Origin of the sequence: Streptomyces abyssomicinicus (assembly GCF_008974245.1) — a bacterium.
Taxonomy (GTDB): Bacteria; Actinomycetota; Actinomycetes; order Streptomycetales; family Streptomycetaceae; genus Streptomyces; species Streptomyces abyssomicinicus.
The window spans coordinates 273,178-298,334 of record NZ_BBZI01000008.1; the positions used below are offsets into that span (position 1 = coordinate 273,178).

A 25,157-nucleotide genomic window follows, 5' to 3' on the forward strand; every position below is an offset into this window, starting at 1 on the left:
CGATTTGAGGAGCATCACATCCTCCTCCGGTCGGACAAGCCGACCGGAGGAGGATGAGACGCGGGGCCACGCATCCACCCGCCGTCGCGCTACACCCCGGGGACGTCTTCGGACTTCTCGGACTTCTCGGACTGCGCTGCCGGCTCGGACTGCGCTGCCGGCTCGGGCTGCTCGGGCTGCGCCGACTGCTCGGACGACCCGGACTGCCCGGGCCGCGCGGACGACCCGGACTCCACGGACGACCCAGGCTGCTCGGAAGGCTCGGCCTGCTCGGCCTGCTCGGACGGATCCGACGGCTCGGGCCGCTCCGGCAGTTCGGCGGCGAGCGCCGCGGCGGCCCGCACCATCGGAAGCGCCAGCAGCGCCCCCACGCCCTCACCGACCGCCACCCCGTGGTCGAGCAGCGGCTCCAGCGCCATCCGGTCCAGCGCCTTGGCCTGGGCGGGCTCACCGCTGCGGTGACCGGCCAGCCACCAGTCGGGGCCGCGGAAGGCGACCCGCTGGGCGACCAGGGCGGCGGCGGCCGACACCACGCCGTCCAGGACCACCGGGGTGCGGCGAGCCGCGCACTGGAGCAGGAAGCCGGTCATGGCCGCCAGGTCGGCGCCTCCCACCGTGGCCAGCAGCTTGAGCTGGTCGCCGAGGACCGGGCGGGCCCGGCGCAGCGCGTCGCGGATCGCGGCGCACTTACGCATCCATGCCAGGTCGTCGATCCCGGCCCCGCCGCGGCCGGTGACCACCGAGGCGTCGGTGCCGCAGAGGGCGGCGATCAGCACGGCGGCGGCGGTGGTGCCGCCGACGCTGACGTCGCCCAGGACGATCAGGTCGGTGCCGGCGTCCGCCTCCTCGTCGGCGAGGGCGACGCCCGCGGCGAAGGCGGCCTCCGCCTCCTCCGCGGTGAGCGCGTCCTCCACGTCGATCCGGCCGCTGCCCCGGCGCACCCGGTGGCCGGCCACCTCGGCGGGCAGCTCCCCCGGGTCGCAGTCCAGGGCCATGTCCACCACCCGGACCGGGACGTCCTGACGGCGGGCCAGCACGGCGACCGGGCTCAGGCCCTCCAGGACGTCCCGGACCAGCCGGACGGCGGTACCGGCCGGGCGGCCGGAGACATCGAGCGCGGCCACCCCGTGGTCGGCGGCGAACAGCAGGACCTTGGGCCGCTCCACGGGGCGCACCGGCACGGCGTGCTGGGCGGCGGCGAGCCACTCCCCCAGTTCGTCCAGACGTCCCAGCGACCCGGCCGGCACGGCCAGACGCTCCCGGCGCGCCTCGGCGTCACGGCGCACGCTGCCGTGGGGGCGCTGGATCCGGTCGGTGAAGTCGTCGAGATTAAGCGAGCTCATTGGCGGAACAGTACCGGCCCGTCGGGGCCGCGTCGTTGCGTCCCGGAGCGGGAAGACCTACCTTCCGGTTTGCCCGCTTTCGTTCCCGGGGATCTTCCGTGTTGTCCGTCAGGGTGAGGAGCCGCCGTGGCCGAGGTCGTCGTGCCGGAACCGCAGGACCCGGTGGTGAGGGGTCCGCTGCCCGACGACCGGCCGCCGCGGCCGCTGGAACGGCTGCGCCACCGCCTCGCCGCGCGGGCGGTGCTGGCGGTGGCGCCGGAGCCGGAGAGCTGGCTGGACGTCGGGTGCGGCCGCGGGCACTTCTGCGAGGCCGCCCGGCGGTACTTCCCGTACACGGCCTTCGACGGACTGGACGTCACCCCGCTGGTGGAGGTGGCGCGGGCGGCCGGGCGGATCGAGGAGGCGCACCGGGGCCTGCCGGGCGACCCGGAGGTCGTCTCGCGGCTGACGTCCCGTTACGACGTGATCAGCCTCCGGGGCGTCCGCCCCGGCCCCGACCGGCTCCGCGCGCTGCGGCCCATACTGCGCGAGGACGGCCACCTCCTCGTCGACGCCGTCCCCGACCCCGCCACCGCCCTCGCCGCGCTCACCGCGGCCGGCTACCACGCCCTGCCGCCCCGCCACCGCCTCCCCGGGGTGCCGCTCCTGGCCCGCCTCCCGGCCCGCCCCGCCCCCCGCTGACCGATCCGCACGGCCGCACGCCGCCGGGAACCGTTCCTACGGGTTCTTCGCCATGGCCAGTACCGGGGCGAACTGGTCGCCGAGCTTCTGGAACTCGTCCGGGATCCTCGCGAGGGCGTCCTGGAGGGCTTGCGCCAGCTCCGTCTCCTCCCTGCTCCTCTGCTCCGGCGGGTTGGCCAGGCGGGCCGCGAGGGCCGCCAGCTGTTCGGCGATGCGGTGCAGGTCGCCGGCGATGCGACCGGCCGACTCGACGGCCCTGTCGTGCTCGTCGGTCCACATGCCGGTGTCCGACTTCTCCGCCTGCCGGAGAAGGTCGATGCCCTGCTGGACCTGCTCACGCCCCCCGTTCACCTGCTTCTGGAGCTCGTGGAGTTGTTCCACCAGCTTGGTCACCCTCAGCTCCTCCCGGCCCGCGTACTGATCGGTGATCCTGTACGGGACGCCGAAGTTCTGTGCGATGTCCATGACTTCGTGCAGCGTGTGGTAGGCGAACGGGGTCGTGTGGTCGAAGTCCAGCCGCCAGAAGGCGAAGATGCCCCAGGCCACCGCGGCGATCTCCTGCCGGGTCCCGCCCGCGGCCCGGGCGAGGTTGAACATGCGGGCAGCCGTGTAGGACTGACCCGCCCAGACCGGCGCCTTGTGGGCACGCGCGAGCTTCGTGGTGTCGGAGTTCTCGTTCCTCGTGGACGGGTGCTCCTTGCCCCCTTGCCACTTCCGCGGGTTCTGGCCCCGGTCCTGGGCCCGCTGGTTCCGCACCCCGGTCGCGGGGTCGATGCCCGACGTGCTCCAGGTGTCGTCCACGCCGATGTCGCTCAGCAGGTCCGTGCCCATGGTCGGAGGGAAATGCCTGGCCGGTCCGAAGTACTCCATCAGGTCGTGGAGCACCATGATCTTCTCCCGGAACGGGAAGTTCTCCGGGCTGCGCAGCACCGCCTGGATTCCGCCGCCCACTCCGGGGACGGTCGTCGCCAGGTGTGCGAGCGCCTCGCCGGGACGGAACTTGCTCCGCGGGTTGTGCGCCGGATTGAAGTACGTGAGGTAGGCGCCGAAGGGCTGGCCGGCCTTGGCCGCGCCTCCTGCCGCGAGTTCGTGGGCGACGCCGTGGACGAGCTCGTGTTCCATGGCCTGCCGCTTGTCGGGAGTCATCTGCGACTTGATCGTCTCGGTCCGGCTGTCGATGCGCAGCAGCAGGGAGTTGAGGAGGAGGTCGACGTCCCGGCTGACCTTGATCTCGGCCGCCGCCGCCTTCTCCTTCTTGCGGTTCTCCTTCGCCTCGACCCAGCCCATCAGCCCGCGCGCCAGCTCGGCGTAGTCGTTCACCTGGACGTCGCGGTTCTTCGCGCCGAACTCCGGGTGCTTGCCGATGTCGGCTTCCAGCACCTTGTGGAGGCCCTTCTCACCGACCGGCGACACGATCAGCTTGCGCAGCTGCCCGACGATCCGGTTCTCCGCGCCCTGGATCTGCTTCCACTCGTCCTCGGAGAGCTCACCGCTCTGCTTCGCCGCGCCGATCCCGGCGACGATGTCGAGCACCTTCGCGTCGAGCTTCGCCCGCTGCTCCGGCGGGGACTGGTTCTCGCTCTCCTTCCGGTACTCCTCGGAGATCTTCCGGCCGTTGACGGTGAGCGCCCGCTGGACGGGGCCGGCCCCCGGCCCGGGCGGCGTGACGCCCGGGGCGTGCTTCTGCCGGGGCGCCGGGGCGGAGCGCGACATGACCCGCGTCGCGTTGGCTTCGGCCTCGCGTTCGAAGCGGTCGGAGGGGTCGGAGACCTTGAGGCCGCCGCCGTTGTCCGTTCCGGCCACGGGGCCCCGGCGCTGCTGGATGACGTGCGTCAGCTCGTGGGCGAGGGTGTGCCTGTCGCCGCCGCCGTCACCGATCACGACGTGGGAGCCGGACGTGTAGGCGCGGGCGCCGACCTCCGCCGCGGATGCCTTCGCGGCGGAGTCGTTGTGGATACGGACGTCGGAGAAGTCCGCCCCCAGACGGGCCTCCATGTCCGTGCGGGTCGGCCCGTCCAGGGGGCGGCCGCTGGTGCGCAGGACGTCGTGGACGGCGGAGCGCTGCACGGAGGGCCGCTCGGCAGGCAGGTGACCGCAGTCCGCACCGTGCCGGTGCTCCTCGGGCCGGGCCCCGGCACGGCCGGCCGCACGGAGCATCTGGACCACGGCGGCGTTGCCCGCGGTGGCCTGGAGGCCGAGAAGCCCGGCGGGAAAGTCACGTTCCGCCGGCTGGGTCCTGTCACGGCGGCGGCCGGGCTGCCTGCCGTGGGCCGTCGGTCTCTTGTCGTTGGCGTGCATCGGGCCCTCTCGTCACGAGCGCGGAAACCGGCGTCGGCCACGGCTCCCGCCTGCCGCGAACACCCTACTGGCGCCGGTCCCGGCGGCCGGTAGCCGATTTCCGGCTGCGCAGGAGTTCCTCCTGCGCATGGCGGCCACGCCGCGTCCACGGCCACACCTCGTCCACGGCGCCGCGTGCGGCTAGGAACCGCCCCGCAGGGGCAGGGCCTGGCCGGCGACGACCAGGAGGACGTGCTCGGACTCGGCGGCGACGGCCGCGTTGAGGCGGCCCAGCTCGTCGCGGTAGCGGCGGCCGGAGGCGGTCGCGGGGACGATGCCGGAGCCGACCTCGTTGGAGACGGCCACCACCGTCCGCCGCGTCGCCCGCAGCGCCCCGGCCAGCTCCGCCACCCGCTCGCGCAGCGCCTTCTGCCCGCCGCCCGCCCACTCGGCGTCGTCCCACGCCCCGACCGCGTCCATCGCGTCGGTGAGCCACAGCGCGAGGCAGTCGATCAGGAGCGGCGCCCCGGCCCCGTCGTCGAGCAGGGGCACCAGGTCGCAGGTCTCCAGGGTCCGCCACGAGCCGGGCCGCCGGTCGCGGTGGAGACGGACCCGTTCCGCCCACTCGGAGTCCCCGCCCCGCGTCCCGCCGGTGGCCACGTACACCACCTCGGGGAACGCCTCCAGGCGCCGCTCCGCCTCGACCGACTTGCCGGAGCGCGCCCCGCCCAGCACCAGCGTGCGCCTCGGCACGTCCGGCACGCTCTCGTACGACCCCACCACCAGCGTCTCCCCGTCCGGTACCGCCCGTGCCCCCGCCGCGGCCAGCCGGCGCCGCAGCTCCGGGCCCGGCGGCACGTCGTGGTCGATGTGCACCGCGATCACGTCCGTGGTGGTGCCGACCGCGCCCGCCGTCCGCAGGCGGGCCAGCGCGTCGGGGCGGCCGAGCACGTCGGCCAGCACCATGTCGTACGGTTCCGCGGTCTCCTCCAGGCCGGCCGGCGCGCACCCGGGCGGCAGAAGGAGCAGTCGGCGGCCGTCCGGCCCGGTGACCGCGTACCCGGTTCCGGGGGCGTCCATGGCCAGCGCCCGCACCCGGTGCCCGGTGAGCAGCGCCAGTTCACGCCCGTCCGGCACCCGGCCCGGCTGCGGCAGCCCCGGCGGCACCTCCACGGCGGGCCCGTCGTGCGGGTGGGTGAGCAGCACCTGCCGCACCCCGGTCAGCGAGTGTCCCGAGCGGGCGGCGGCGAAGGCGGCCCCGGGGACCAGGTCGAGCAGCAGCGTGCCGTCCACGAGCAGCGAGGTCGCGGCCCGGGCGTCCGGGCCGAGGGCGACGGCGCAGGCGGCGCAGGGGCAGCCGGGGCGCGGCAGCCCGCTGGGGGCTCCGGTGCCGAGCAGAGTGACGTCCACGCACCGATTGTCCCGTCCGCCGGCCGGGCCGCACGCCCCGGCCGTCTGTTCGGCGGCGGGGCGTCCTCCGCACGGGGCGGACGGCCGGCCGCGTGACCCCGGTCATGTTGCCCGGACCGCGCGGACGGGAACGATCAGGGCCTAGGCTCCTGACGACGGCATCCCAGCCGGACCCGCAACCCCTGGAGGCGCACGTGGTGGCATGGATTTGGCGGTTCGAGAAGGCCGACGGCACCGAGGTCGAGCCCGCGGTGGAGCCGGAGGAGTTCACCACCCAGGGGGACGCGGAGTCCTGGCTGGGCGAGCACTGGCGGGAGCTGCTGGAGGGCGGTGCCGAGCAGGTGCGGCTCTTCGAGGACGAGGCGGAGATCTACGGGCCGATGAGCCTGCGCGCCGAGGACGTCGAGGCCTGAGCCCCCGGCCGGCCTGCCCGAGCCTTCGGCCGGCGGTGGCCGGGGACCGGTTTCCGGCGCCCGGGCGGGGAACAAGGGCGGCGGGGCGGCGGACCGCCGCCCCGCCCGCCTCCCGTCACTGCTCGCCGAGGGTGACCCGCACGGTGCGGTCGTCGCCGCCCCGGCGGTAGGCGACGGTCACCTTCTCGCCGGGCTTCATGGTCGCCAGCGTCTCGGTGAGGGAGGTGATGGTGGTGATCGGCCGGGTCCCCAGCCGGATGATCACGTCCCCGGCCCGCAGCCCCGCGTCGGCGGCGGCCCCGCCGCTGATCACCTCCACGATCGCCACGCCGACGGCCCGGGAGTTCCGGTCGACCACGGTGCGGCCGGTGATGTCCAGGGCGGCCCGCCCGGTGTGGGTGACCCGGCCGTCCTCGATGATCTGGTCGGCGACCGTGCGCACCATGGACGACGGGATGGCGAAGCCGATGCCGGCCGCCGCGCTGCCGTCCAGTCCGGGGTCGGACGCGGCGAGGGTGGGGATGCCGACGACCTCGCCGTCCAGGTCGACCAGCGCGCCCCCGCTGTTGCCGGGGTTGATGGCCGCCGAGGTCTGGATCATGTTGGGGATGGTCGCCCCCGTGCCGCCGGTCTCGGACGTCTCGCTGACGGTCCGTCCGGTGGCCGAGACGATCCCCTGGGTGACGCTGGAGGAGAGCCCCAGCGGCGAGCCCATCGCCAGCACGATCTGCCCCACCTGCACCTCGGCGGAGTCCCCGAAGGCCGCGGGCCGCAGTCCGTCGGGCATCCGCTCCAGCTTGATGACGGCGAGGTCCTGCTCGGGGAAGGACGACACCAGCCGCGCGGTCAGCGGCTGACCGCTCTGGGCGGTGGTGACCTGGAAACTCTTCTGGTCGCCCACCACATGGGCGTTGGTGACGATGTGTCCGCGGTCGTCGTAGACGATGCCGGAACCGAGGTCGCCGCCGGCCTGCACCTGGACCACGGAGGGCAGGACGTCGCGGATGACCCGGATGTAGCCCTCCTCCAGGTCCTCCGGGGCGCGCGGCGCGTGCGGGGCGCCGGCCTCCTGGCCCCGGGCGGAGTGCGGCGCGACGGCCGCGCAGGCGGGCAGGACGGCGAGGGCCAGGCAGCAGGCGAGGGCGGCGCCGGCACGGCGTGCGGCGCAGGCGTGCCCGGCGTCCGGTGCGGCCGCGTCGGCGGAGGCGTCAGCGTCGGCGGCGGCGTCTGCGGCGTCTGCGTGCATGGGCACGAGTCTTGCCGCCGCCCGGCGCCGCAGCGCGTCATGTGCCCCCGAACGGGCGCCCCGCGCCGGTCAGCCCCGGCTGCCGCACAGGTGGAGCAGCGCGGCGACCCGGCGGTAGGGGTCGGTGCGACCCGCCCGCTCCTCCGCGGCGAGGAGGGCTTCCAGGTGGGACGGCTGCTCCGCCCCGTCGGGCGCCTGGTCGGTGAAGACGCGGACGCCGTACCAGGCGCGCAGCGGCGCGCCGATGCCGGCCAGCGACTCGGTCAGCGCGTCCAGGCGGTCGGCCCGCGCGTTCACGCCGAGCCGGTTGCGGTAGCCCACGCTGTCGAAGGCGGCGACCGCGCCGGCCCAGTCGCCCGCCAGGCCGGGGCGCATGGCGAGCGCGTCGCCGTTGCGCACCAGCAGCGAGAGCAGCCCGCCGGGGGCCAGCATCCGGCCCAGTCCGGCGAGCAGCGGGTCCGGTTCGTCGACGTACATCAGCACGCCGTGGCAGAGCACCAGGTCGAAGCTGCCCGGCAGGAAGTGGACGCCGGTCTCCTGGCCGTCACCCTGGACCAGCCGGAACCGTTCGCGGATCCCGGCCGGCTCGGCGGCCAGCGCCTCGCGCGCGGCCTCGATCATCGTGGGGTCGCGCTCCACGCCGGTGACCTGGTGCCCGGCGCGCGCGAGGCGCAGCGCCTGGGTGCCCTGGCCCATGCCGACGTCCAGCACCCGCAGCCGCCGGCCGACCGGGAAGTGGCCGATGATCTGCTCGTCGAGCTGACGTGCCACCAGTTCCTGGCGCACCACGTCGCGCAGCCCGCCCACCTTGCCGAGCCAGGCACGGGCCGCGTCGGAGTCGAAGGGCGCCGTCTGCCGCGGCACCCGGTCGGAACCGGTGGTGGTCAGGGCCGCTCCCCGCGCTTGACCTGGGGCTTGGGCAGCCGCAGGCGCCGCATCTGCAGCGAGCGCATCAGCGCGTAGGCGACGGCGCCGCGCCGGTTGTCGTTCGGGAACTTCTCGGCCAGCCGCTTGCGCAGGCGCAGGCCGGTGACGACGGAGTCGAGCACGATCATCACGATGACGGCCAGCCACAGCAGCATGCCGAGGTACTGGACCCGCTGGTTCTGGACGACCGTCAGGATCAGGATGATCACGGCCATCGGGAGGAAGAACTCCGCCACGCACCAGCGCGAGTCGATGTAGTCACGGGCGAACCGGCGGACCGGGCCCTTGTCGCGCACCGGCAGGTACCGCTCGTCGCCGGAGGCGAGCGCCTGGCGCTGGCGCTCCAGCGCGGCGCGGCGCTCCTCGCGCTGCCGCTTCGCCGCCTCCTTGCGGTTGGTCGGCGTGTTGGCGACGCTTCGGCGCTGGGACTGGGCCACGCTCCGCTTGGGAGTGGGCCTGCCCTTCGGGGCCTGCGGGTCGCGGGGCTGCTTGGCCTGGCTCACCGGCGACTGCGCGGCGTCCTTGGCCTTCTCGTCGTTGGCACGGCTACGGAACACAAAACCCAAGGGTACGGGGTGCCCGTCGGCATGGACCACCGCCCCGGCGGGAACGATCCCGCAACGGCCCGCGTCCTCACCCGTGGGAGAACGGGTACCCGTTCTCCTCCCTGGGCCGGATCGGTCGTGTTCATGGTCGTCCTCGCGGAGGACCGGATCGGCCACCGGACAGTGCGGTAATGGAGACACAGCCCTTACCGTGGGTTGTATCGGCAGTAGCTGGAGCTGGAAGTCGTCAGAAGGGGGCGCGCGAAGCCCATGAGCGGTGTCATGAAGCGTATGGGGATGATCTTCCGCGCGAAGGCGAACAAGGCCCTGGACCGGGCCGAGGACCCTCGCGAAACCCTCGACTACTCGTACCAGAAGCAGCTCGAGCTGCTGCAGAAGGTGCGGCGCGGGGTCGCCGACGTGGCGACCTCCCGCAAGCGTCTGGAGCTCCAGCTGAACCAGCTGCGCTCCCAGTCGGGCAAGCTCGAGGAGCAGGGCCGCAAGGCGCTGGCCCTGGGCCGTGAGGACCTGGCCCGGGAGGCCCTGAGCCGGCGGGCCGCCCTCCAGCAGCAGGTGACCGACCTGGAGACGCAGCACAGCACCCTCCAGGGCGAGGAGGAGAAGCTCACCCTGGCGGCCCAGCGGCTCCAGGCGAAGGTGGACGCCTTCCGCACCAGGAAGGAGACCATCAAGGCGACGTACACGGCGGCCCAGGCGCAGACCCGGATCGGCGAGGCCTTCAGCGGCATCTCCGAGGAGATGGGCGACGTCGGGCTGGCCATCCAGCGGGCCGAGGACAAGACGGCACAGCTCCAGGCGCGGGCCGGCGCGATCGACGAGCTGCTCGCCTCGGGCGCGCTGGACGATCACTCGGGGCTCGCCAAGGACGACATCCAGGCCGAGCTGGACCGGCTCTCCGGTGGTACGGATGTGGAACTGGAACTGCAGCGGATGAAGGCCGAGCTGTCGGGCGGGACGTCCGCGCAGCAGCAGGCCATCGAGGGCGGCCAGCAGGCGTCGGGCCAGGACCGGGCGCAGTCGCAGGAAGCCCCTCGGTTCCACAAGGAGCAGTAGCCCCGAACGGCTTCAGGGAGGCCAGGGATGATCGTGCGGATCATGGGCGAGGGTCAGGTCCGGCTGTCCGACAGCCATCTGACCGAGCTCTCCGTCCTGGACGACGAACTCCTCTCGGAGATGGAGCAGGGTGACGGCCCCGGTTTCCGCCGGACGCTGCAGGCCCTGCTCGACAAGGTCCGGGAGCTGGGGGAACCGCTGCCGGACGACTCCCTGGAGCCGTCCGAGCTGATCCTCCCGGCTCCGGACGCCACCCTCGACGAGGTCCGCGACCTCCTGTCCGACGACGGCCTGATCCCGGGCTGACGCCCGCACCGCCGCCTCCGGGCAGGGACGCCCGTCGCGGCCCGCCGGGCGGCCGTGCCGCCACGGCGGCGCCGGTCGCCCCACGGGCCGCGCGCGGCGCCCGCGGGGGCGATCGCCGGGGTCCCGCCGGGCGGGTGCGGGGCGGGCGGTAGCGTCGGCGGGATGTCCGACTCCGCGTTCTCCCGCCTCCTCACCGGCCCCCGTTTCGCACTGGGCACGCTCACCGTGCTGCGGGTCCGGGTCCACCGCTGGGACCGGGAGGCCGCCCGCGCCGGGATGCTCTGCGCCCCGGCGGCCGCCGGGGCGGCCGTCGGCGCGGCGTCGGCGCTGGCCGGCGTGGCCGGCGTGACGGCCGGCCTCTCCGCGCCGCTCGCCGCGGTGGCCGCCGTCGCCGTCCCCGCCGCCCTCACCCGCGCGCTGCACCTGGACGGCCTCGCCGACACGGCCGACGGCCTCGGCAGCGGCCGGCCCGCCGACGAGGCGCTGCGGATCATGAAGCGCTCCGACATCGGCCCGTTCGGCGTGGTCACGCTGCTGCTGGCGCTGGCCGCGCAGACCGCCGCCCTCGCGCAGGCCTTCGCCCACTCCCCCGCCCGGGGCGCCTTCGCGGCCCTGCTCTGCGCGGTGACCGCCCGGCTGGCGCTGACCCTCGGGGCGAGGAGGGGGGTGCCCGCCGCCCGGCCGGAGGGACTGGGCGCGGCGGTGGCCGGGGCGGTGCCCCGGACGGCGGCGGCCGCGGTCGCCACCGCGGTCACCCTCCTCGCGGCGGCGGGCGGCGCGCTGCTCGACGGCCCGGCCGGCGCGGTGCGCGCGGCGGCCGCGGTGCTCGTGGGGTGCCTGGCCGCCGAGGCGCTGCTGCGCCGCTGCGTGCGCCGGTTCGGCGGCGTGACCGGTGACGTGCTGGGCGCCCTGGCGGAGACCGCGGCGACCGTCTCGCTGGTCGTGCTGTGCCTGGGCTGAACTCCGCGGGAACCCGCGCGTAGGCTCCTCCCAGAAGCTCAGGGCCCGGCCGAGCCCATCCCCTCGGCTCCTCCCGGACTCATCACCATCGAACGGAAGCGAGACATCACCACCGTGACTGATCTTTCCCTCAGCACCGCCGCCGTGGCCGGCCTGCGCGCCGACGCGATCGTCGTCGGTGTCGCCAAGGGCGCGCAGCCGGACGGCGGCCCCGTCGTGGCCGCGGGCGCCGAGGCCGTCGCCGCTGCGTACGACGGTTCCCTGGCCGGTCTGCTGGAGACCCTCGGCGCCTCGGGCGCCGAGGGCGAGGTGACCAAGCTGCCCGCCCCGTCCGGGTTCAAGGCCCCGCTCGTGGTCGCGGTCGGTCTGGGCGCCGGGCCGGAGAAGGGCGAGGCCTGGGACGCCGAGGCGCTGCGCCGTGCCGCCGGTGCGGCCGCCCGTGCGCTGACCGGTGTCAGGAAGGCCGCGTTCGCGCTGCCGCTGGAGGACGCGGAGGCGGCCGGCGCGGTCGCCGAGGGCGTGCTGCTCGGCGCGTACGTCTACGACGCCTACAAGGAGTCCGGCAAGGACGAGAAGGCCCGCGCCAAGGCGGGCAAGGGTCCGCTGGGCGAGGCGGTGCTGCTCGGCGGCAAGCCGCGCGACCGCGCCTTCAAGGCGGCCGTGGACCGCGGTGCCGCGGTGGCCGGGGAGATGAACCGTGCCCGCGACCTGATCAACATGCCGCCGAACGACCTGTTCCCGGCCTCGTTCGCGGAGATCGCCCAGAAGGCCGCGAAGGAGCACGGCCTCAAGGTGACGGTGCTGGACGAGAAGGCGCTCGCCAAGGGCGGCTACGGCGGCATCCTCGGCGTCGGCAACGGCTCCACCCGCCCGCCGCGGCTGGTGAAGCTGTCGTACACGTCGTCGAAGGCGAAGAAGCACCTGGCCCTCGTCGGCAAGGGCATCACCTACGACTCGGGCGGCATCTCGCTGAAGCCGGCCGGTCACAACGAGACCATGAAGTGCGACATGGCCGGCGCGGCCGCGGTCTTCGCCGCGGTGGTGGCGGCCGCGCGGCTCGGCCTGGACGTCGACGTCACCGGCTGGCTCTGCCTGGCGGAGAACATGCCGTCCGGCTCCGCCACCCGTCCGGGTGACGTGCTGCGCATGTACAGCGGCAAGACGGTCGAGGTGCTGAACACCGACGCCGAGGGACGGCTGGTGCTGGCCGACGGCCTGTGGGCCGCGTCGCAGGAGAAGCCGGACGCCGTCGTGGACGTGGCGACGCTGACCGGCGCGATGGTGCTGGCGCTCGGCTCGCGGACGTTCGCCGTCATGGGCAACGACGACGCCTTCCGCGGCGCCGTCCACGAGGCGGCCGAGGAGTCCGGCGAGGACGCCTGGCAGATGCCGCTGCCGGAGCACCTGCGCGCCGGCATGGAGTCCGCCACGGCCGACATCGCGAACATGGGCGAGCGGATGGGCGGCGGTCTGGTCGCCGGTCTCTTCCTGCGCGAGTTCGTGGGCGAGGGCACCACCTGGGCGCACCTGGACATCGCCGGTCCGGCCTTCAACGAGGGCAAGCCCTTCGGTTACACGCCCAAGGGAGGCACGGGTTCCGCTGTACGCACGCTGGTGCGCCTGGCCGAGCTCGCCGCCGCGGGCGACCTGGTCTGACGCAGCCGTCGCGGCCCGGGGCCGCGCACGCGTCCCACCGGTGACGGGGGACGGGTTCCGCCTCGCGGAGTCCGTCCCCCGCCCCCGTTCCCGGCCCCCGCTCCCCCGCCCGGAACGCGGTGTTCCGGGCACTGTGCCGTGTCTCACAACACGGCCCCGCGTCCGGTTGGGCTCCGACAAGTGCAAAGATGGACTCTTGGCAGGACAGGGCCCCACCCGGGCCGAAGCACTTAGAGCGGCCGTGACCAGCCGCCGACCGGTCGGACGAGACCGGCGTGGCGCACATGCATGGAGGACGTGACGTGGCGAACGACGCCAGCACCGTTTTCGACCTAGTGATCCTCGGCGGCGGTAGCGGCGGGTACGCCGCGGCGCTGCGCGGGGCTCAGCTGGGCCTGGACGTCGCCCTGATCGAGAAGGACAAGGTCGGCGGCACCTGCCTGCACAAGGGATGCATCCCGACCAAGGCCCTGCTCCACGCCGGCGAGATCGCCGACCAGGCGCGTGAGAGCGAGCAGTTCGGTGTGAAGGCGACCTTCGAGGGCATCGACGTCCCCGCCGTCCAGAAGTACAAGGACGACGTGATCTCGGGCCTGTACAAGGGCCTGCAGGGCCTGATCGCCTCCCGCAAGGTGACCTACATCGAGGGCGAGGGCCGCCTGTCCTCCCCGACCTCGGTCGACGTGAACGGGCAGCGGATCCAGGGCCGCCACGTCCTGCTGGCGACCGGCTCCGTGCCGAAGTCGCTGCCGGGCCTGGAGATCGACGGCAACCGGATCATCTCCTCGGACCACGCGCTGGTCCTGGACCGCGTCCCGCAGTCCGCGATCATCCTGGGCGGCGGCGTCATCGGCGTCGAGTTCGCCTCGGCGTGGAAGTCCTTCGGCTCCGACGTCACGATCATCGAGGGCATGAAGCACCTCGTGCCGGTCGAGGACGAGAACAGCTCCAAGCTGCTGGAGCGCGCCTTCCGCAAGCGCGGCATCAAGTTCAACCTGGGCACCTTCTTCCAGAAGGCGGAGTACACCCAGAACGGCGTCAAGGTCACCCTGGCCGACGGCAAGGAGTTCGAGGCCGAGGTCCTCCTCGTCGCCGTCGGGCGCGGCCCGGTCTCGCAGGGCCTGGGCTACGAGGAGCAGGGCGTCGCGATGGACCGCGGCTACGTCCTGGTCGACGAGTACATGCGCACCAACGTCCCGACCATCTCCGCGGTCGGCGACCTGGTCCCCACCCTCCAGCTCGCGCACGTCGGCTTCGCCGAGGGCATCCTGGTGGCGGAGCGCCTGGCCGGCCTGAAGGCCGTCCCGATCGACTACGACGGTGTGCCGCGGGTGACCTACTGCCACCCCGAGGTCGCCTCCGTCGGCATCTCCGAGGCCAAGGCCAAGGAGATCTACGGCGCGGACAAGGTCGTCGCTCTCAAGTACAACCTGGCGGGCAACGGCAAGAGCAAGATCCTCAAGACCGCGGGCGAGATCAAGCTCGTCCAGGTGAAGGACGGCGCCGTGGTCGGCGTCCACATGGTGGGCGACCGCATGGGCGAGCAGGTCGGCGAGGCGCAGCTGATCTACAACTGGGAGGCGCTGCCGGCCGAGGTCGCGCAGCTCATCCACGCGCACCCGACCCAGAACGAGGCCCTGGGCGAGGCCCACCTCGCGCTGGCGGGCAAGCCGCTGCACGCGCACGACTGATCACCGCCGGGTGACTGAGAACAGACTTCCGCACTTCCGTTAGGAGCAACCGAAACCATGGCGGTTTCCGTAACCCTTCCGGCGCTCGGCGAGAGCGTCACCGAGGGCACCGTCACCCGTTGGCTGAAGGCCGAGGGTGAGCGGGTCGAGGCCGACGAGCCGCTGCTCGAGGTCTCGACCGACAAGGTCGACACCGAGATCCCCTCGCCCGTGTCCGGCGTCCTGTCCTCCATCAAGGTGGCCGAGGACGAGACGGTCGAGGTCGGCGCCGAGCTGGCCCTGATCGACGACGGCTCCGGCGCCCCCGCGGCGCCCGCCGCCCCGGCCGAGCAGGCCGCCCCGGCCGCAGAGCCGGTCCAGGCCCCCGAGGCCACCCCGTCCACCGAGCAGGCCGCCCCGGCCCCCGCCCCGACCGCGGAGGCCACCTCCGGCGGCGGCAGCGCCGAGGGCACCGACGTGGTCCTGCCCGCGCTCGGCGAGTCCGTCACCGAGGGCACCGTCACCCGCTGGCTGAAGCAGGTCGGCGAGTCCGTCGAGGCCGACGAGCCGCTGCTCGAGGTCTCGACCGACAAGGTCGACACCGAGATCCCGGCGCCCGCCTCCGGCGTGCTGCTCGAGATCGTGGTGAACGAGGACGAGACGGCCGAGGTCGGCGCCAAGCTGGCCGTCATCGGCACCCCGGGCTCCGCCCCGGCCGCCGCCGCTCCCGAGGCCCCGGCCGCTCCGGCCCCGGCCCCCGAGCCCACCCCGGCCCCGGCTCCCGCCCCGGCTCCGGCCCCGGCCCCGGCTCCGGCCCCCGCGCCGGCTCCGGCCGCCCCGGCCCCGGCCCCCGCCGCCCAGGCTCCGGCCGCACCCGCCGCTCCGGCCCCGTCCGCGGGCACCGGTGCGAGCGACGCCTACGTGACCCCGCTGGTGCGCAAGCTCGCCGCCGAGAACGGCGTCGACCTGGGCTCCGTCAAGGGCACCGGCGTCGGCGGCCGCATCCGCAAGCAGGACGTCCTGGCCGCCGCCGAGGCCGCCAAGGCCGCGGCGCAGGCTCCGGCCGCCGCCGCCCCGGCCGCGCCGGCCGCCAAGAAGGCTCCGGCCCTCGAGGCGTCCCCGCTGCGTGGCCAGACCGTGAAGATGCCGCGGATCCGCAAGGTCATCGGCGACAACATGGTCAAGGCCCTGCGCGAGCAGGCCCAGCTCTCCTCCGTGGTCGAGGTCGACGTCACCCGCCTGATGCGCCTGCGCAACCAGGCCAAGGACGCCTTCCTGGCCCGTGAGGGCGTCAAGCTCTCCCCGATGCCGTTCTTCGTGAAGGCGGCGGCCCAGGCGCTGAAGGCCCACCCGGTCATCAACGCCCGGATCAACGAGGCCGAGGGCACGATCACCTACTTCGACTCCGAGAACATCGGTATCGCGGTGGACGCCGAGAAGGGCCTGATGACCCCGGTCATCAAGAACGCCGGCGGCCTCAACCTGGCCGGCATCGCCAAGGCCACGGCGGAGCTGGCGGGCAAGGTGCGCGCCAACAAGATCACCCCGGACGAGCTGGCCGGCGGCACCTTCTCGATCAGCAACACCGGCTCGCGCGGTGCGCTGTTCGACACCATCATCGTTCCGCCGAACCAGGTCGCCATCCTGGGCATCGGTGCCACGGTGAAGCGTCCGGCCGTCATCGAGACCGAGGACGGCCCGGTCATCGCGGTCCGCGACATGACCTACCTGACGCTCTCCTACGACCACCGTCTGGTGGACGGCGCGGACGCCGCCCGTTACCTGACCGCGGTCAAGGCGATCCTGGAGGCCGGCGAGTTCGAGGTCGAGCTCGGCCTGTAACCACGCCGCGTACCGGTCGCGTACTCCGCCGCGCCCCCGCCCGGACTCCCCGGGCGGGGGCGCGGTGCGTCAAAGCCGGGTGAAAGCCGCGTCAAACGCAGGTCAAGGACGGTCCAGGAGCGCTCGAGGTCAGGTCGACGAAATGCCCGGTCCGTGATGTAAGCCTCGTCTCACCTGCGTCTCAGCGCCCGGATGCGCCTCGGCAGACACGCTCCGCAGCCGTATTGTCTAAGCGTCGAACGCCCTCGGGGGCCCTGGCCGCAGGTCGCCCCTGCCCGAAGGAGCCCCCATGACCGCGCCCGTCATCCACTCGCTGCGCGAACAGATCCGCGAGCACATCGTGGAGGGAATCGTCAGCGGGCGCTGGAAGCCGGGCGAGCGCATCGTCGAGCGGCGCATCGCCACCGAGCTGGAGGTCAGCCAGACCCCGGTGCGCGAGGCCCTGCGGGAGCTGGAGTCGCTGCGGCTGATCGAGTCGGCCCCCAACAAGGGCGTGCGGGTGCGGAACCTGACCGCCGCCGACCTGGAGGAGAGCTACCCCGTCCGGGCCGGCCTGGAGGCCATCGCGGCCGAGCTGGCGGCGGAGCGGCTGGCCGGCGACTGCTCCACCCTGGAGCCGCACGTGGAGGCCCTGCACGAGGCCGACCGGCTCTCCGACGCCGCGGGCCAGGTGCGCCACACGGTGGCGTTCCACCGGGAGATGGTGCGCGCGGCCGGCAACTCGGTCCTCCTGCACACCTGGGAGGGGCTGGGCATCGAGGTGTTCACGGCCCTGTCGATCCGGTGGCTGGGCACCGTCCAGCAGTCCTACGCGGAGGAGCACGAGGAGCTGGTGGCCGCCTTCCGCCGCCGCGACCCGCGGATCGCGGACCTCGTCAAGGCGCACGTCCTCGGCTGTGCCCCGCGCCCCGACGCCTCCGCCTGAGCGGGCCCCTCACCATACGAGCGCAGCCTCGAACCGCGCCGTGACCTGCGATTCCACGGCACGCGGTGTCTTCCACCAGGCGAAACACATGGCACTGCGTGCCGACTTTTGCCGGTTCGGCAAGTTTTACCGCTCATCCCTTTGATCGATCATCGATCAGGGAGTTACAGTCGCCGCGGGCCTCCCACCCGGAGGCCCGACCTCGCCCTGTCCTGCCAAAGACCAAGGGCACCCCGCACCGCGCGCACCCCGCGCGCATCCGCACCCCTTCGACTGAGGAAGGCGGCGACATGACCGACCCCCACGCCATCCGGCCCCACGGAGTCCCGCACAGCGCGCTGGACCAGCTTCCGGACCGCGACCGCGAGGAGACCGCCGAGTGGCAGGCCTCGCTCGACGCGGTCGCCGAGGCCGCCGGCCCGCACCGTGCCGCGTACCTGATGCGCCGCACCCTGGAGCGTGCCGAGGGCGCGGGTGTCGCGCTGCCCAAGCTCCTCGAGACCGACTACATCAACACCATCCCCACCGCCGGTGAGCCCGAGGTGCCCGGCGACCCGGAGATGGAGGCCCGGATCACGGCCTGGAACCGCTGGAACGCGGCCGCCATGGTGACCCGCGGCAGCAAGTACGGCGTCGGCGGCCACATCGCGACCTTCGCCTCCGCGGCCTGGCTGTACGAGACCGGCTTCAACCACTTCTTCAAGGGCAAGGAGTCCCCCGAGGCTCCCGGCTCCGGCGACCAGATCTACGTACAGGGCCACGCCTCCCCCGGCGTCTACGCCCGCGCGTTCCTGGACGGCCGCCTCACCGAGGCCCACCTGGACAACTTCCGCCGCGAGTCCGGCGGCGAGGGCCTGCCGTCCTATCCGCACCCGCGCCGCCTGCCCTGGCTGTGGGAGTTCCCGACGGTCTCCATGGGCCTGGGCCCGCTCTCCGCGATCTACCAGGCGCGGTTCAACCGCTACCTGACCAACCGCGGCATCAAGGACGTCTCCGCCTCGCACGTGTGGGCGTTCCTCGGCGACGGCGAGATGGACGAGCCGGAGTCGACCGCGGCGCTCGCCCTGGCGGCCCGCGAGGGTCTGGACAACCTGACCTTCGTCATCAACTGCAACCTGCAGCGCCTCGACGGCCCGGTCCGCGCCAACTTCAAGATCGTGCAGGAGCTGGAGGCCCAGTTCCGCGGCGCCGGCTGGAACGTCGTCAAGACCCTCTGGGGCTCCGCCTGGGACGAGCTGCTCCAGCTCGACACCACCGGCGCGCTGGTCCGACGTCTGCGCGAGGTGCCGGACGCCCAGGTCCAGACGTACCAGACGCGCGGCGCCGCCTACATCCGCGAGGACTTCTTCGGCAAGGACCCGGCGCTCGCCGAGATGGCGAAGCTGCTGAGCGACGACAAGATCCTCGACTGTTTCCACTTCTCCCGCGGCGGCCACGAGCCCCGCAAGGTGTACGCCGCGTACAAGGCCGCCGTGGAGTTCAAGGGCGCCCCGACGGTGATCCTGGCGCAGACGGTCAAGGGCCACACCCTCGGCGAGGGCTTCGCGTCCAAGAACGCCAACCACCAGATGAAGAAGCTGTCGACGGACGAGTTCAAGCGCATGCGGGACGCGCTGGACCTCCCGATCAAGGACAGCGACTTCACCGACGGCGTCGTCCCCTACGGCCACCCGGGCGCCGACTCCGCCGAGGTCCGCTACCTCCAGGAGCGCCGCGCGGCGCTCGGCGGTCCGGCCCCGGCCCGCCGCGTGCACCCCCTCGCCCCGCTGCCGGCTCCGGCGGAGAAGGCGTTCGCCTCCTTCGACAAGGGCTCCGGCTCGCAGAACGTCGCCACCACGATGGCGTTCGTCCGCCTGATCAAGGACCTGGTCCGCGACAAGGAGACCGGCAAGCGCTGGGTGCCGATCGTCCCCGACGAGGCGCGCACCTTCGGCATGGAGTCGCTCTTCCCGTCGCTCGGCATCTACTCCCCCAAGGGGCAGACGTACGAGCCGGTCGACCGCGACCAGCTGATGTACTACAAGGAGGCCAAGAACGGCCAGATCCTCAACGAGGGGATCACCGAGGCCGGTTCCATGGCCGACTTCATCGCCGCCGCGACCGCGTACTCCACGCACGGCGAGGCGATGATCCCGTTCTACATCTTCTACTCGATGTTCGGCTGGCAGCGCACGGCCGACCAGATGTGGCAGCTCGGCGACCAGCTCGGCCGCGGCTTCCTGGTCGGAGCCACCGCGGGCCGCACCACCCTGACCGGTGAGGGCCTCCAGCACGCCGACGGCCACTCCCCGGTCATCGCGGCCACCAACCCGGCCGCCCTGTCGTACGACCCGGCCTTCGCCTACGAGGTCGCGGCCATCGTCAAGGAGGGCCTGCGCCGCATGTACGGCGAGGCCAAGCCGGGTGAGGACCAGGACGTCTTCTACTACCTCACCGTCTACAACGAGCCCATGCCGCAGCCGGCCAAGCCGGCCGTCGGCGGGATCGACGAGGGCATCGTCAAGGGCCTCTACCGCTTCAACACGGCCGAGACCGCCGGTCTGACCCCGGCCGCCAACGCCCCGCGCGTGCAGCTGCTGGGTTCCGGCACGGCGATCCACTGGGCGCTCGACGCCCAGCGCAAGCTGGCCGAGGACTGGGGCGTGGCCGCCGACGTGTGGTCGGCGACCTCCTGGACGGAGCTGCGCCGCGACGCGCTGGAGGCCGACGAGGCGATCCTGCGCGGCGAGGAGCGGGTGCCGTATCTCCGCCAGGCGCTGGCCGGCGCCCAGGGCCCGGTGCTCGCCGTCTCCGACTACATGCGCCAGGTCCCCGACCAGATCGCGCAGTGGGTCGAGCAGGACTGGTCGTCGCTGGGCGCGGACGGCTTCGGTCTCTCCGACACCCGTGACGCGGCCCGCCGCCACTTCGGCGTCGACGCCGAGTCGATCGTGGTCGCCGCCCTGGCCCAGCTCGCCCGCCGCGGCGAGGTCAAGGCCACCGCGGTGAAGGAGGCCCGGGAGCGCTACGGGCTGTAAGGGTCATGTGGTGACAGGAGGGGGACGGTGAAGTAGTGCCGTCCCCCTCCGTCGTGCCCGGGTGCGTTCGCCGCCCTCAGGGACGATGCTGGGTTGCGTGATGGACGAAGCGGAGTTCTGGCAACTGGTGGACGCGGCCCGCGAGGAGGCCGGGGGCGATCCGGAGGAGCAGGCCGACCTGCTGGTGGAGCGTCTCGTCCAGCTCGATCCGGAGTCGGTCCTCGACTTCGCCCGCCACTTCGAGTCCCGGTACGACCGGGCCTTCCGCCGGGACCTGTGGGGCGCGGCCTGGGTGCTCCTCGACGGTGCGGACGACGACGCGTTCGACTGGTTCCGGTGCTGGCTGATCGGCCAGGGCCGGGAGGTCTTCGAGGGCGCGCTGCACGACCCGGACGCGCTGGCGGACCTGCTCGGCGACTTCGACGAGGAGATCGACGGCGACGGGGAGGAACTCGGCTACGCGGCGGACGAGGCGTACGAGCGGCTGACCGGCCTGGTCACCCCCGACCTCGGTCTCCCGGCCCCGCCGCCGGAGCCGGAGGGCGAGCCGTTCGACCTGGAGGACGACGACGCGCTCGCCGAGCGGTACCCGCGGCTCTGGGACCGTTTCGTGGGCGGCGAGGAGTGAGTCCGGCACCTCACGCGGTCAGGGGTCCCGTGCGGGCGGGGCTCCTCACGCGGTCCGTCCCTGGAGCTGGGCGGCGCGTTCCCGGATGAGCGGCAGATGCGCCTTGAGCGCGGCTCCCGGGCAGTCCGTCCGATAGCCGTCGTCGTGCCCGGCGATCACCGGCAGCTCCGCCGTCTCGCCCTTCTTGAACCGGCTCTTGCCGTTGCTCGACACGAGCCGCACGTCGGCGCGCGGGTCCATTCCGGTCAGTCCCAGCTTCCAGGCGGCGAGCCGCGCGATGGCCTCGGTCATGGCCTCCGGGACCTCCGCGCCCTGCGTGAAGGTGCCGATGGCGGCGACGCCCACGGTGCGGTGGTTGAACCCCTGGGTGTGGGCGCCGGTGACGGCCCTGTCCGAGCCGCCGGCCCGGCCCTCGTAGATGGTGCCGCAGCGGTCCACCAGGAAGTTGTAGCCGATGTCGTCCCAGTGCCGCCCCGCCGTCTGGTCGGCGCTGATCCGCCGGATGATGCCCGGGGTCTCGGCGCAGTCGTAGCCGTTGGGCGAGTCGGTGTGGTGGACGAACATGGCGACGACCTTGTCGTCGTACTTCGGCGGCGGTTTGGTCTCTCCCTGCTTCCGGTCCTGTCCGGCCTCCCGGGCGTGCCGTTCGTCGCCGGGCGTCAGCCAGGCGGACCGGGGCAGGATCCGCGGCGCGGGCGCCCCGTGGCGGTGCCCGCCCGACGCGGCGGGTCCGCTCGGCGCGGCGGGTCCGCGCGGCAGCGCCCGGTCGTCGCTCTGCCCGGGCAGCATCAGCACGAACACCAGCACCAGCAGGGCTATCACGGGCGGCAGCACCACCTCGGCGCTGGGGCGTCCCCGCTTTCCGCGCCGCCCCGGTCCGCGCCCACCAGGGCGCGGGCCCTGGCCCCGGAGCAGCTCACGGGCGGCGGCCACGATCTCGGTGGATATGCGGGAGGCGCGCATGGTCCCACTGTCGGCCGCCGGGCCCCGGGACGCGATCGGTGAGGGCCGGGCGGGTGACCGCGGCGGCCGGCGGTGCCATGGCCGGGCGGCGGTGCCATGGCCGGGCGGCCGGACGGTCGCGGGCGGCGCCGGCCCGGCCGTCGACGCACGGCGTCCCCGCGGGGCGGGCGGAGCGACGGGGGGGGGCGGGCCCCGGCCGACGACCAGGACCGGGCAGCTCAGACCGGGCAGGCCGGGCAGGCCGCTCCGTCCGCCGTGGACCGGCGGCCGCGGTGGCGGTCCGGCGCCCCGGGGGGCCCGGGCCGGCGGTGCGTTACAGGAACTTGCCCATCAGAACGTCGTCGACGTAGGCGCCGTCGAGCAGCATCTCCTCCGGCAGGATGCCCTCGACCGCGTAGCCCAGGGAGGCGTAGAGGGCGCGGGCGGGGGCGTTGTGGCCGAGGACGCGGAGAGTGAGGCGGCGGGCGCCGCGGCGGCGGGCCTGGTCCTCGGCGGCGCGCATCAGGGCCTTGCCGAGGCCTCGGCCGCGGGCGCGCTCGGACAGGACGAGGCCCTGGATCTGCAGCACGTGCGCGTTGGCGGCCAGCGGGGTGGGCCGGGCCACCCGGACGTAGCCGGCCACCTCGCCGTCGGCCTCGGCCACCAGGAGGTCGCCGACCGGGTGGCGTTCGTCGAAGAAGGGCTGCCCCGGCTCGGGCGGGGGCGCCACTGCGTGCAGGAAGGACCAGGTCTCCCGGTCGAGGAGGTTCAGGGCCTCGCCGTCCTCGAGGCGGGCCGGTCGGATCAGGGTGGCGGTGTCGGCTTCGGCGCTGGTCGGCATGGCGGCATCGTACGTCCGCGCGCCACACCGGGGGAAAGCGGTTTCGGGGCGGCCTCCGGGGCCGGTGGTCCGCGAGGATGGCGGCATGGAACCGAGGGAAGCAAGCGAACCGACCGGCCCCTGGACCGTCGCCGTGGCCGGGGCCTCCGGTCTGACCGGCACTGCGCTGGCCCGGTCCCTGGAGGCGGACGGCCACCGGGTGCTCCGGCTGGTGCGCCGGGAGCCCCGGGGCCCGGGCGAGGCCCGGTGGGATCCTGCCTCGGCACGGCTGGACCCCGCGGTGCTGGACGGCTGCGACGCGGTGGTGAACCTGGCGGGCGCGGGCGTCGGGGACCGGCGGTGGACGGAGGCCTACAAGCGGGAGATCCGTGACAGCCGGGTACGGGGGACGACGGCGCTGGCCGGGGCGGTGGCGGCGATGGAGAGGCCGCCGAAGGTCTTCCTCAACGGCAGCGCGATCGGCTACTACGGCGAGACCGGGGACTTCCCGGTGGACGAGGGCGCGCCGCCCGGGCGGGGGTTCCTGCCGGAGCTGTCCGTGGAATGGGAGGCGGCCGCGGATCCGGCGCGTGAGGCGGGCGTGCGGACGGTGCTGGCGCGGACCGGGCTGGTGGTGGCGCGGCGGGGCGGCGCCTGGGGGCGCCTGTTCCCGCTGTTCCGCGCGGGTCTGGGCGGGCGGCTCGGGGACGGACGTCAGTACTGGTCCTTCGTCGCCCTCCAGGACGAGGTGGCCGCACTGCGGCACCTGTTGGACTCCCCCGGGCTGGAGGGCCCGTTCAACGTGACGGCCCCGGCCCCGGCGACGAACCGGGAGGTGACGGCCGCGATGGCGAAGGTGCTGCGGCGGCCCGCGGTCCTCACGGTGCCCATGCCGGTGCTGCGGGCCGTGCTCGGGGAGATGAGCCAGAACGTGCTGGGCAGCGCGCGGGTGGTTCCGAAGCGGCTGCTGGAGTCCGGCTTCTCCTTCTCGTGCCCCGACGTGAAGTCGGCGGTCCGGGCGGCGCTGAAGGACTGAGTGCGGGACCGGGCACGGGGCGCGCCGCTTGTCGCGCCGGCGTGCCACCCTGCCCGGCCGTCACCGACTTCCGGGTGCCTCGACGCCCCCGAAGGGCCGGTCGATCACCGCCGACCCGAGGCAGCCGAGCGCGGTCAGGCAGAAGGCGGTCCGGACCGCGTGGGCGATCTGCCAGTGGTCCCGGATGTCCGCCCAGTCCGCCGGGGGGTCCTGCGGATTCCAGCCCGTCTGCTCGACGTTGACGGGGGCGTTGAACGCGAAGGAGACCACGAGGGCCAGCACGAGCAGCACGAGCGCGGCGACCGCGGGCCTGAACGCGAGACTGCCGGCCCTGTGCGCCAGGACGGCCAGCATCACCACGGCCGCGTAGGTGGGCACCAGCAACGCGCCGATGAGCCAGGGAAAGTAGACGTGGGTCGCTTGCCGGAACTCGACGTAGGCCGGTCCGTCCAAACTCCGTACGGCCAGTTCGAGGACGAGCGTGGCCAGGGCGCCGCCGGCGTACAGCCCGCCGCCCAGCAGGCTCGCCCAGCGGGCCGTCCGGACAAGTCGGGTGCTTGCCGTCATCCGCGCTCCCATCGGCCTCCGGCGGGGGCGCCCCTCTTCCTCGCGTCCCGGGAGTAGCTTTGCGGTCAGGCGCAGACGGGCCCGACCACCGCGTCACCGACCATACCGGCGGACGGTTCGACGACGAATGTCCGACATGGAACACAGGGAGCCCCAGCATGAGACTGCTCGTCCTCGGCGCGACCGGCCCCACCGGCCGCCACCTGGTCGCCCAGGCCCTCCGGCACGGTGACACGGTCACGGTGCTGGTCCGGCGCCCTGCGGCACTGGGGCCGGTGGGTGACCGGGTGAGGGTCGTCGAGGGCGACGCCACCTCGCCGGGTGACGTCGAGAGGGCCATGTCCGGGCAGGACGCCGTGATCTCCGCCCTGGGCCGCGGCCGGTCCCTGCGCGCCCACGGACTGTTCACGCGCTCGGCGGACGCCCTGCAGGAGGCGGCGCGACGGACGGGCGTCACACGTCTGGTGTGGATGTCCTCCTTCGGGGTCGGCGACACCTTCGCGTCCGCGCACGTGCTGCTGAAGGCGGCGTACGGGACCGTCATGCGGGACGTCTTCGCCGACAAGAAGGCCTCCGAGGCGACGATCCGCGCCGGCGGTATGGACTGGACACTCGTCTACCCGACGACGCTGACCAACGGCCCCGCCCGCGGCGCCTACCGCGTCGTCGAGGACCGGACGAGGATGAGACTCGCGGCCAGGATCAGCAGGGCCGACGTCGCCGCGTTCCTGCACGCGGCCGCTCACGAACCGCGGTGGATCCACCGCGACGCGGTCATCACCGGCTGACCGGACGGCTGTCGTACCACCGGCGCGTATCCGGCGTGCCACTGCCGTGCCACCGCCGTGCCACCGTGCCCGGTCCATGCCCGG

21 protein-coding genes and 1 pseudogene are annotated in these 25,157 nt (G+C 73.9%); 13 read left to right on the forward strand and 9 right to left on the reverse strand.

The window, feature by feature from the left end; translation table 11 throughout:
* Positions 1–89: 89 nt before the first annotated feature.
* Entirely contained in the window at positions 90–1,343 is a 1,254-nt protein-coding gene (gene cobT / locus GBN72_RS18170; protein ID WP_151772905.1) for a nicotinate-nucleotide--dimethylbenzimidazole phosphoribosyltransferase, read from the reverse strand.
* A 126-nt stretch (positions 1,344–1,469) separates the two neighbouring features.
* On the opposite strand from cobT, the gene GBN72_RS18175 reads away from it, so the two are divergent.
* On the forward strand, positions 1,470–2,024 hold the full coding sequence (locus tag GBN72_RS18175) for a methyltransferase domain-containing protein (RefSeq protein ID WP_151772906.1): 555 nt from the start codon (positions 1,470–1,472) through the stop codon (positions 2,022–2,024).
* Between the two features lie 36 nt (positions 2,025–2,060).
* Here the strand turns inward: GBN72_RS18175 and GBN72_RS35375 are convergent, their stop codons facing one another.
* The gene (locus tag GBN72_RS35375) at positions 2,061–4,322 is read right to left on the reverse strand and encodes an eCIS core domain-containing protein (RefSeq protein WP_246212621.1); all 2,262 of its coding nucleotides are present in this window, start codon (positions 4,320–4,322) and stop codon (positions 2,061–2,063) included.
* Positions 4,323–4,502: 180 nt separating this feature from the next.
* Positions 4,503–5,711: a bifunctional adenosylcobinamide kinase/adenosylcobinamide-phosphate guanylyltransferase gene (locus GBN72_RS18185; protein WP_151772907.1), complete on the reverse strand. Its 1,209-nt coding sequence runs from the start codon at positions 5,709–5,711 to the stop codon at positions 4,503–4,505.
* A 194-nt stretch (positions 5,712–5,905) separates the two neighbouring features.
* Between GBN72_RS18185 and GBN72_RS18190 the strand changes: the two genes are divergently transcribed.
* A complete protein-coding gene (locus tag GBN72_RS18190) occupies positions 5,906–6,124 on the forward strand; it encodes a hypothetical protein (RefSeq protein WP_151772908.1) in 219 nt (72 codons plus the stop codon).
* 115 nt (positions 6,125–6,239) lie between these two features.
* Here GBN72_RS18190 and GBN72_RS18195 read toward each other — a convergent pair whose 3' ends face one another.
* The 3 genes and pseudogenes from GBN72_RS18195 to GBN72_RS18205 all read right to left on the reverse strand — a co-directional run bounded on the left by GBN72_RS18195 (position 6,240) and on the right by GBN72_RS18205 (position 8,988).
* A complete protein-coding gene (locus tag GBN72_RS18195) occupies positions 6,240–7,370 on the reverse strand; it encodes a S1C family serine protease (protein ID WP_151772909.1) in 1,131 nt (376 codons plus the stop codon).
* Positions 7,371–7,439: 69 nt separating this feature from the next.
* A complete protein-coding gene (locus GBN72_RS18200; RefSeq protein ID WP_151773298.1) occupies positions 7,440–8,141 on the reverse strand; it encodes a methyltransferase domain-containing protein in 702 nt (233 codons plus the stop codon).
* A 113-nt stretch (positions 8,142–8,254) separates the two neighbouring features.
* Positions 8,255–8,988 (reverse strand): annotated as a pseudogene (locus GBN72_RS18205) (DUF3043 domain-containing protein).
* Between the two features lie 124 nt (positions 8,989–9,112).
* Between GBN72_RS18205 and GBN72_RS18210 the strand changes: the two are divergent.
* From GBN72_RS18210 to GBN72_RS18250, 9 genes are all read left to right on the forward strand, one after another.
* Entirely contained in the window at positions 9,113–9,916 is an 804-nt protein-coding gene (locus tag GBN72_RS18210; protein WP_151772910.1) for a PspA/IM30 family protein, read from the forward strand.
* Between the two features lie 27 nt (positions 9,917–9,943).
* Positions 9,944–10,222, forward strand: a complete 279-nt coding sequence (pspAA, locus tag GBN72_RS18215; RefSeq protein ID WP_151772911.1) for a PspA-associated protein PspAA — start codon at positions 9,944–9,946, stop codon at positions 10,220–10,222.
* Positions 10,223–10,384: 162 nt separating this feature from the next.
* Complete coding sequence (locus GBN72_RS18220) at positions 10,385–11,182, forward strand: adenosylcobinamide-GDP ribazoletransferase (protein ID WP_151772912.1); 798 nt, start codon at positions 10,385–10,387, stop codon at positions 11,180–11,182.
* Positions 11,183–11,296: 114 nt separating this feature from the next.
* Complete coding sequence (locus GBN72_RS18225) at positions 11,297–12,838, forward strand: leucyl aminopeptidase (protein WP_151772913.1); 1,542 nt, start codon at positions 11,297–11,299, stop codon at positions 12,836–12,838.
* Positions 12,839–13,140: 302 nt separating this feature from the next.
* Positions 13,141–14,529 (forward strand): dihydrolipoyl dehydrogenase, encoded by a 1,389-nt coding sequence (gene lpdA / locus GBN72_RS18230; RefSeq protein ID WP_151772914.1) that lies wholly within the window; start codon positions 13,141–13,143, stop codon positions 14,527–14,529.
* A gap of 57 nt (positions 14,530–14,586) precedes the next feature.
* Entirely contained in the window at positions 14,587–16,350 is a 1,764-nt protein-coding gene (gene sucB / locus GBN72_RS18235; protein WP_151772915.1) for a 2-oxoglutarate dehydrogenase, E2 component, dihydrolipoamide succinyltransferase, read from the forward strand.
* Positions 16,351–16,639: 289 nt separating this feature from the next.
* Positions 16,640–17,275, forward strand: a complete 636-nt coding sequence (locus tag GBN72_RS18240; protein WP_151772916.1) for a GntR family transcriptional regulator — start codon at positions 16,640–16,642, stop codon at positions 17,273–17,275.
* Positions 17,276–17,565: 290 nt separating this feature from the next.
* Positions 17,566–20,292 (forward strand): pyruvate dehydrogenase (acetyl-transferring), homodimeric type, encoded by a 2,727-nt coding sequence (gene aceE, locus GBN72_RS18245; RefSeq protein ID WP_151772917.1) that lies wholly within the window; start codon positions 17,566–17,568, stop codon positions 20,290–20,292.
* Between the two features lie 100 nt (positions 20,293–20,392).
* On the forward strand, positions 20,393–20,920 hold the full coding sequence (locus GBN72_RS18250) for a DUF4240 domain-containing protein (protein WP_151773299.1): 528 nt from the start codon (positions 20,393–20,395) through the stop codon (positions 20,918–20,920).
* A gap of 45 nt (positions 20,921–20,965) precedes the next feature.
* Here the strand turns inward: GBN72_RS18250 and GBN72_RS18255 are convergent, their stop codons facing one another.
* Both GBN72_RS18255 and GBN72_RS18260 read right to left on the reverse strand, forming a co-directional pair.
* On the reverse strand, positions 20,966–21,883 hold the full coding sequence (locus GBN72_RS18255; protein ID WP_151772918.1) for a peptidoglycan recognition protein family protein: 918 nt from the start codon (positions 21,881–21,883) through the stop codon (positions 20,966–20,968).
* A 313-nt stretch (positions 21,884–22,196) separates the two neighbouring features.
* A complete protein-coding gene (locus GBN72_RS18260; RefSeq protein WP_151772919.1) occupies positions 22,197–22,703 on the reverse strand; it encodes a GNAT family N-acetyltransferase in 507 nt (168 codons plus the stop codon).
* A gap of 85 nt (positions 22,704–22,788) precedes the next feature.
* On the opposite strand from GBN72_RS18260, the gene GBN72_RS18265 reads away from it, so the two are divergent.
* Complete coding sequence (locus GBN72_RS18265; protein WP_164540715.1) at positions 22,789–23,718, forward strand: TIGR01777 family oxidoreductase; 930 nt, start codon at positions 22,789–22,791, stop codon at positions 23,716–23,718.
* Positions 23,719–23,778: 60 nt separating this feature from the next.
* Here GBN72_RS18265 and GBN72_RS18270 read toward each other — a convergent pair whose 3' ends face one another.
* Positions 23,779–24,285 carry an anthrone oxygenase family protein gene (locus GBN72_RS18270; protein WP_164540717.1) on the reverse strand — a complete coding sequence of 169 codons (507 nt, stop codon included), beginning with the start codon at positions 24,283–24,285 and terminating at the stop codon, positions 23,779–23,781.
* Between the two features lie 158 nt (positions 24,286–24,443).
* Between GBN72_RS18270 and GBN72_RS18275 the strand changes: the two genes are divergently transcribed.
* On the forward strand, positions 24,444–25,073 hold the full coding sequence (locus GBN72_RS18275) for an NAD(P)-dependent oxidoreductase (RefSeq protein ID WP_151772922.1): 630 nt from the start codon (positions 24,444–24,446) through the stop codon (positions 25,071–25,073).
* Positions 25,074–25,157 lie beyond the last annotated feature (84 nt).